The organism is Acinetobacter sichuanensis (assembly GCF_003024515.2).
Lineage (GTDB): Bacteria > Pseudomonadota > Gammaproteobacteria > Pseudomonadales > Moraxellaceae > Acinetobacter > Acinetobacter sichuanensis.
In genome coordinates, this window is sequence record NZ_PYIX02000029.1 from 46,582 (window position 1) to 53,705 (window position 7,124).

The 7,124-nt window shown below is 36.8% G+C and carries 10 protein-coding genes; 6 read left to right on the forward strand and 4 right to left on the reverse strand.

Annotated elements, in window-relative coordinates:
• Positions 1 to 178: 178 nt before the first annotated feature.
• The 3 genes from gspF to C9E89_RS15435 all read left to right on the forward strand — a co-directional run bounded on the left by gspF (position 179) and on the right by C9E89_RS15435 (position 2,480).
• Positions 179 to 1,384, forward strand: a complete 1,206-nt coding sequence (gspF, locus tag C9E89_RS15425) for a type II secretion system inner membrane protein GspF (RefSeq protein ID WP_107009225.1) — start codon at positions 179 to 181, stop codon at positions 1,382 to 1,384.
• Positions 1,385 to 1,434: 50 nt separating this feature from the next.
• The gene (gene gspG / locus C9E89_RS15430; protein ID WP_107009226.1) at positions 1,435 to 1,872 is read left to right on the forward strand and encodes a type II secretion system major pseudopilin GspG; all 438 of its coding nucleotides are present in this window, start codon (positions 1,435 to 1,437) and stop codon (positions 1,870 to 1,872) included.
• Between the two features lie 272 nt (positions 1,873 to 2,144).
• Complete coding sequence (locus C9E89_RS15435) at positions 2,145 to 2,480, forward strand: hypothetical protein (RefSeq protein ID WP_107009227.1); 336 nt, start codon at positions 2,145 to 2,147, stop codon at positions 2,478 to 2,480.
• Positions 2,481 to 2,547: 67 nt separating this feature from the next.
• On the opposite strand, the gene C9E89_RS15440 is transcribed toward C9E89_RS15435, so the two are convergent.
• Positions 2,548 to 2,976, reverse strand: coding sequence for a GFA family protein (locus C9E89_RS15440; protein WP_107009228.1), 429 nt, complete (start codon positions 2,974 to 2,976; stop codon positions 2,548 to 2,550).
• 87 nt (positions 2,977 to 3,063) lie between these two features.
• On the opposite strand from C9E89_RS15440, the gene C9E89_RS15445 reads away from it, so the two are divergent.
• The gene (locus tag C9E89_RS15445; RefSeq protein WP_107009229.1) at positions 3,064 to 3,402 is read left to right on the forward strand and encodes a tRNA-binding protein; all 339 of its coding nucleotides are present in this window, start codon (positions 3,064 to 3,066) and stop codon (positions 3,400 to 3,402) included.
• A 46-nt stretch (positions 3,403 to 3,448) separates the two neighbouring features.
• On the opposite strand, the gene lnt is transcribed toward C9E89_RS15445, so the two are convergent.
• Positions 3,449 to 5,008 carry an apolipoprotein N-acyltransferase gene (lnt, locus tag C9E89_RS15450; protein ID WP_107009230.1) on the reverse strand — a complete coding sequence of 520 codons (1,560 nt, stop codon included), beginning with the start codon at positions 5,006 to 5,008 and terminating at the stop codon, positions 3,449 to 3,451.
• Positions 5,005 to 5,844 carry an HlyC/CorC family transporter gene (locus tag C9E89_RS15455; RefSeq protein WP_107009231.1) on the reverse strand — a complete coding sequence of 280 codons (840 nt, stop codon included), beginning with the start codon at positions 5,842 to 5,844 and terminating at the stop codon, positions 5,005 to 5,007. Before C9E89_RS15455 ends, lnt begins: the two co-directional genes overlap by 4 nt.
• A 194-nt stretch (positions 5,845 to 6,038) precedes the next feature.
• Here C9E89_RS15455 and tusA point away from each other — a divergent pair, with 194 nt between their 5' ends.
• Together tusA and C9E89_RS15465 are read left to right on the forward strand one after the other, a co-directional pair.
• A complete protein-coding gene (gene tusA / locus C9E89_RS15460) occupies positions 6,039 to 6,296 on the forward strand; it encodes a sulfurtransferase TusA (RefSeq protein ID WP_107009232.1) in 258 nt (85 codons plus the stop codon).
• A gap of 32 nt (positions 6,297 to 6,328) precedes the next feature.
• Positions 6,329 to 6,904, forward strand: a complete 576-nt coding sequence (locus tag C9E89_RS15465) for a hypothetical protein (protein WP_228199051.1) — start codon at positions 6,329 to 6,331, stop codon at positions 6,902 to 6,904.
• Positions 6,905 to 7,003: 99 nt separating this feature from the next.
• Here the strand turns inward: C9E89_RS15465 and C9E89_RS15470 are convergent.
• A partial coding sequence (locus C9E89_RS15470) for a 4Fe-4S dicluster domain-containing protein (protein WP_147305725.1) occupies positions 7,004 to 7,124 on the reverse strand: 121 nt, incomplete at its 5' end.

A 7,124-nucleotide genomic window follows, 5' to 3' on the forward strand; every position in this document is an offset into this window, starting at 1 on the left:
ATAGCATTTGGCATAAATTATCAATTACACTTTGATGAAAAAGTATCGTGTGGCGTTGAGCCTATGATAGAGTGTAGCAATCATGATTATCTTTGAATAACTGCTTAGAATATGAATGATTTTAAGCGTCGAATGCAACCGCAAAGACAAAAGAAATTTGGAAAACTAGAGCATTATAATGCCAGCATATCAATTTACTGCTATTGATGCTTCAGGAAAGCAACAAAAAGGCGTGTTAGAAGGAGATTCGGCACGGCAAATTCGACAACAATTACGGGATAAAGAATGGATTCCTGTAACAGTAGATGCGGTGGAGCAAAAAGATAAAGCTCAAAGCACAGGATTTTTTCAAAAGAAATTTTCAGCTTATGAATTGGCTTTAATGACACGCCAATTGTCTGTACTTGTGGCTGCATCTATTCCACTTGAAGAAGCTTTACGTGCTGTTGCGAAACAAAGTGAAAAAACACATGTACAAAACTTACTGTTAGCCGTGCGCTCCAAAGTGCTTGAAGGGCATTCTTTGGCACAAGCGATGCAACAATCAGGAAGTTTTCCAGATTTATACATTGCAACAGTCGCTGCGGGCGAACGTTCAGGGCATTTGGATTTAATTTTAGATCAATTGTCAGATTACACCGAAAACCGTTTTGCCATGCAAAAGAAAGTACAAGGTGCCATGATTTATCCCATCATTTTGATGCTCATGTCTTTTGGCATCGTGATGGGGTTGATGACTTATGTGGTACCTGACATTGTTAAAACCTTTGACCAAAGTAAACAAGCTTTACCTTGGATTACGGTCGCATTGATGAAAGCTAGTGATTTTATTCGTACTTCATGGCCTTTTGTATTGGTTGCAAGTGTAATGGGTATTTTCTTGCTAATCCGCTTTTTAAAAACGACTGCAGGTCATTATGCTTTTGATCGTTTAGCACTCAGATTGCCATTATTTGGTAAATTATCACGTGGTATAAATTCGGCACGTTTTGCCAGTACCTTGTCCATTTTAACAAAATCAGGTGTTCCATTGGTGGATGCCCTTAAAATTGGCGCAGCCGTCAGTAATAATTGGGTCATTCGTGATGCAGTAAATATTGCCGCAGAAAAAGTCACAGAAGGGGGAAATCTCGCAACTCAATTAGAACGCTGTGGCTATTTTCCACCGATGATGGTGCAAATGATTAAAAGTGGTGAAGCATCAGGCGAATTAGATCGTATGTTAGAACGTGCTTCAGATATGCAAGATCGAGAAGTCAGTACCTTTATTTCAACTTTACTGGCATTGCTTGAGCCGCTCATGTTGGTATTTATGGCAGGTATTGTTTTGGTGATTGTGATTGCAGTAATGTTGCCAATCGTCAATATGAATAATATGATTTAAAAAACGTATTTTAATGGTTTTATAACAAATTGCGGTAAGAGAGAATTTAAATGCAAAGGAAGATGAATAGAAGCAAACAAGCTGGTTTTACACTGATTGAAGTCATGGTCGTGATCGTTATTTTGGGCGTGTTGGCGGCATTGATTGTACCGAATGTGATGGGACGTGGCGAAAAAGCCAAAGTGGATACCACAAAAATTACATTAAAAGGTGTTGCTGGTGCTTTAGACCAATATAAATTGGACAATGGACATTTTCCAAATACCCAAGAAGGTGGTTTAGATGCTTTGGTGAATCAACCTGCCAATGCGAAAAACTGGATGCCAGGTGGTTATCTGAAAGGTGGTTATCCAAAAGACAGTTGGGAAAATGATGTGCAATATGTGATTCCAGGTTCTGAAGGTCGCCCATTCGATTTATATTCTTTTGGTGCAGATGGTCAGCAAGGTGGTGAAGGCAATGATGCTGATATTTATTATCAACCTTAATTAAATATCTGTGTGGTGATGGAAATAATCACTTTACTTAATTGAATTAATAAATATTAAGTGAAGTGATAATGTTTCTTGATTACTGTTTTAAATGTAAGTATATGATAAATATTAAAAATTAATAAGGTATTTTATTGAGATGTATAATAAGAATTATTCCCATATTTAATAGTTACAAGAAAGTTAAATAATGGATAAAAATAGACTTTTTATTTATTTAAAAGCTTGCATAATGTTGTTAACGGCGACGAAATTGTAAGGAGAATAAGATGAAAGCATTATTTTTATCAGATGAAATCAATCAGTTTCATTGGTCAATGCTCAAATCTGTTCTTTTAATTTTGAGTCTTTTACCGATGAGCCAATTATTATTAAATGTCTGGCAAGAACTAGATGCAAGTAGCCAAATTATGATGGGCTTTTTAGGCATGAGTGTATTTAGTGCATTGGCGATTATTAGCTTTTATAGTGCCTTAAATGCAACAGTCTCAAAATTAAATATTGAGCATTTATCTAAACTTGATGGCATTTTAGTTCGAGTTTATCGCTATATGCCAATGCTATTTTTAGCGAGTATGTTGTCTTATTTAGCAACTCAAATTTAAGATAATCGTAACGTAAAAACCGAGCTTGGATGCTCGGTTTTTTTATTTTAAGTTGCAATCATCATTTTCAATTCAGTTTAAAAAATTCTTTGAGCGTATCCCAAGATGGAACCTCGTTATAATCAATACTGTGTTGTAGGTTTGCCCAAGTAACTTTAGATGAAATACAGAAGTTTAATCGTTGCTGTGGCTCAATATCATGTTCGATTAAACCTAAAGGAATCCAGAGATAAGGATGTGTTCCTATATAATTAGGTACAGGAGAACCACAATTTTGACAAAAAGATGAAGTGAAACCAGTTTCTTTTTTATATGTGCGTATTTGATCTTGTCCTTTTAGCCATATAAAATTTTCAGCTTTAATCATTGTTGCATGATTTGCATGTGTACCTGACTGTTTTCGGCATAGACTACAATGGCATTGATAAATCGTTTCAATCTTTTTTTGCTGGATCTGAAAATGAATATTTCCACATAAACATTGTCCATTTATCATAAGTAGTTGTCCTTTTTGCCTGAGGTTTTATTTTTATTGTTGTTTACAATAGCACAATGAATGTTGGAAATGAAAATAAGGTCAAACATGCAGCAAATTCAATGGGATGATTTCTTAAAAGTTGAGTTACGTGTAGGCAAAATTATTCAGGCTGAGGCTTTTAAACAAGCACGTAAACCTGCTTATATTCTCCATGTAGATTTTGGTGATGAGATTGGAGTCAAAAAGTCGAGTGCACAAATTACAGAATTTTATCAAGCTGAAAAATTAATTGGACAATTGGTTGTGGCGGTGGTGAATTTTCCTAAAAAACAAATCGCCTCTATTCAGTCCGAATGCTTAATCACGGGTTTTCATGATCAAAATGGGCATGTGGTACTGTGTGTCCCAGATTTTGAAGTGCCATTGGGAACAAAATTATTATAATCAATTCATAGACTTCCTCTTCAAAAAGAAGAGGGAGTCTAATGGTTTAGCGTCTAGACTTAAAACTTACATCAATTTTACGTGGGCGATACATCCAACCCATCACCAATAATAATAAAGAGAAGATTAAAATTGGGAAATCGCTTAAGCGAGTATAGAGTGTTTCACCTTGCATCGCAGGTAAATCACCACGTAGTACAGCTTGTTGATCCATTGGTGCTTGTTTCACAATATGACCATTATGGTCGATAAAAGCAGTAACACCTGTGTTCGTCGCACGAATAAACCATCGTCCATTTTCTTTGGCGCGCATTTGTACCATTTGTAAATGTTGTTGAGGTCCTGCTGTACCTGTAAACCATGCATCGTTAGATACAGTCACCAGAAAATCACTATTGATCGCATTACGACGTGTCAAATTGGGATATGCCACTTCATAACAAACTGCTGCTGCAAGTTGATGATTTTTGATTTTAAAAGGTTTTTGATCACTTTCACCACGAGAGAAACCACTCATAGATGGGTCATTTTGTAGTGCAGGAAGCACCCAACTCAGTAAACCTGATAATGGAATGTATTCACCAAAAGGAACTAGGCGTTGCTTTTTGTATAGACCAGATGAATCTGTACCAGAAGCCATCATGCTATTGTAATACATGGGATGCCCCACTTGTTTGGACTCTTTTAAGTCCCAATAAGGAATCCCTGTGACCCATGCTGAACCTGTTTGCTTGGCTTTTTCATCCATCATTTGTAAAAAGTCAGGAATATCACTTTGGAATAAAGGAATAGAAGACTCAGGCCAAACAATCAAATCACGTCCCCATTCATTACGGGTTAACTCTACATAGATTTGTAAGGTTTTGACTTGATACTCCGTCAGCCATTTTAAATCTTGTGGAATATTGCCTTGAATGAGCGAAACAGAAAGTGGTTTCTCAGCTTTAGGCTGTACAAAACTAATAAATGAAGCACCCCAAGCACCCAGTAATAAAATGGCTGAAGGAATGATCCAAATCAGTTTTTTATGCAAAATCTCAACGAGTGCACAAGCAAGAATGATCACGACAAATGACACAGCAAACACACCAAATAATGGTGCATAGCCATCTAAGAAGCGTTCAGTGAAGGCATAACCTGCAAACAACCATGGAAAGCCTGTAAATACCCATGTTTTTGCCCATTCAAATGCGACCCAAAGTGGTGCAAAGGTCAACGGTGTTTCTGGAAAAAAGCGTCGATACAACCATGTTTGAACGGCTGTGAATAAGCCCATTAACACAGCCATGATTACGATCATGAGGACACTTAAAACCGCATTTGTATCTCCATAAGTATGAATGGATGTATAGAGCCAAAATGCACCAACAAACCATAAACCAAAACCATAGCTCCAACCCAAAATGAATGCTTGTTTTGGATTACGCCCTTTAAGACTCGCATAAAGAAGCGCAGGCGATAAAATTGCTAACCACCACCAATGAAAAGGAGCAAGTGCGAGACTAAACACCGCACCTGACATTAAACAAATTAAAAGTGGAATAATAAAAGGAAGTTGCTTTTGTTGTTCTGACGGATTTAGCAATTTGTCAAAATAGGCTCTCATTTACGTACAGCTCGAATCAGATGAATAGTGCGGGCATCTGCTTCAATAATTGTGAATTGCCATGATTCAAGTTCAATGACCTGTCCTTGTAAATCACTCACTAAGCCAATTTCTTGAAGCAATAAGCCCCCAACAGTTTCTACTTCATCATCAGAAAAATCAGCATCTAAAACATTGTTAAAGTGTTCGATTGGTGTAAGTGCTTGAACAATCCACGCATTAGCTGTGTTATGCGCAGGATCAGGCAAAATAAATTGAGCTTCTTCATCGACATTGTCGTGTTCATCCTCAATTTCACCGACGATTTCTTCTAAAATATCTTCTAAAGTGACTAAACCTGCCGTAGAACCATATTCATCAATCACAATCGCAATATGTGTTTGCGTATTTTTCAACATACGCAAAACTTGATCTGAGCGCGCACTTTCAGGGACAAATAGAGGTTGACGCATAATACTATGAACATCAACTTTAATGGTGCGATCTGTTAAATAAGGCAATAAGTCTTTTGCAAGTAAAATTCCCACAACATTTTCAGGTTGATCTGCTGAAAATACAGGGAAGCGTGAGTGTGCTGACTCGATAAGTACATGCAAGATGTCAAGTAATTGATCATCTTCTTGTAAGCTAATCATTGCAGTACGTGGAGTCATTACTTCACGAATTTTTGTTGCAGGAAGGTCTAAGACGCCTTCTAACATTGCAACGGTATCGGGTTCTAAAAAACGACGTGAATCTTGTACTAATTTTAGCAGTTCATCGCGGGTTTCGGGTGCAGTTCCTAACCATTTGCGTAAGCCACGCATACCCCACGATGGGCCTGATTCCTCGTGCATGATCTTTCCTGAAGACTCTTGATATCAAAAATAGAATTTTTATCATACCGAAGAAAATGCAGAAGTCTATCTATTAAATGCATTGAAGCGATGAATATAAGTATCCTTTTATGCAGAACTTATAAGGCTTATTCATGATTTAAGTTTATGTTAAAATTTGGCTACTATTTTTTGAAGCATTTTGAGAATTGATTATGTCTGAACAGTTTTCTACACCAAGCATACAGCTCAATACTCGAGGCTTGCGTTGTCCTGAGCCTGTGATGATGTTACATCAAGCCATTCGTAAATCTAAATCGGGTGATATTGTCGAGGTTTTTGCAACGGATAATTCAACCTCTTGGGATATTCCAAAATTTTGTATGCATTTGGGGCATGAGCTACTTTTGCAAGAAGAAAAACTAGATGAAAATGGCAATAAAGAATTTCATTATTTGGTGCAAAAAGGTTGAAAGTAATTTTTAAGTTACTCAAGCTAAAATTCATGTTAATAAAAACAGGCATATCACATGCGCCGAATGAAAAAACAACAGCTTTATTATTTATATTAAGTGCTTTGAGTATCTTGCAATCAGTTTGGGCTAAACCGTGTGCACTTCCCATGCAACAAATTGAAGTGGCGGGCATTCGGTTGGCTCAACCTATTTCTGAATTTCAAAAGCAACATCCGACAGCAAGTGTTGAGGTGTTAGGTGATGACCACGATCGTTTTGAGTTTAAAGATGGTGTGGATGATCTTGCCAAAAAAGCAGGCGCGACTTATTTTGGGCACATCGCTTTTGATAGTAAAAAGCAGATCATTACTTCATTTAGTGCTAGTTTCTTAGATGGAGCTTTGGCAACTTATGAAACAGATTTAGAGCAATTTAAACAAAACATTTTGCAGCATTCCCATGTACCACAAGTTGGATGGAAAGCTCAAAACAATGCTTATTTATATAGTTGTCAAGATTATGTGATTAATATTATTCAAGATCATGGCGCAGTAAAATCGGCAGTTGGACCTACAGTCATGGTATTTAGCAAATATTCTCATATTTGGAAAAGTATACAGAAATAAAAAAATTAGAAATAAAAAATACCCCGATTGTATCGGGGTATTTTTTCACTGATATTGATCATATATTTAAATATGAGCTTTATATAAGAACGATCCAAATTACATATTAGGATAGTTTGGACCACCACCGCCTTCAGGTGTTACCCAAGTAATGTTTTGAGATGGGTCTTTAATATCACAAGTCTTACAATGAACACAGTTTGCTGCGTTGATTTGGAAA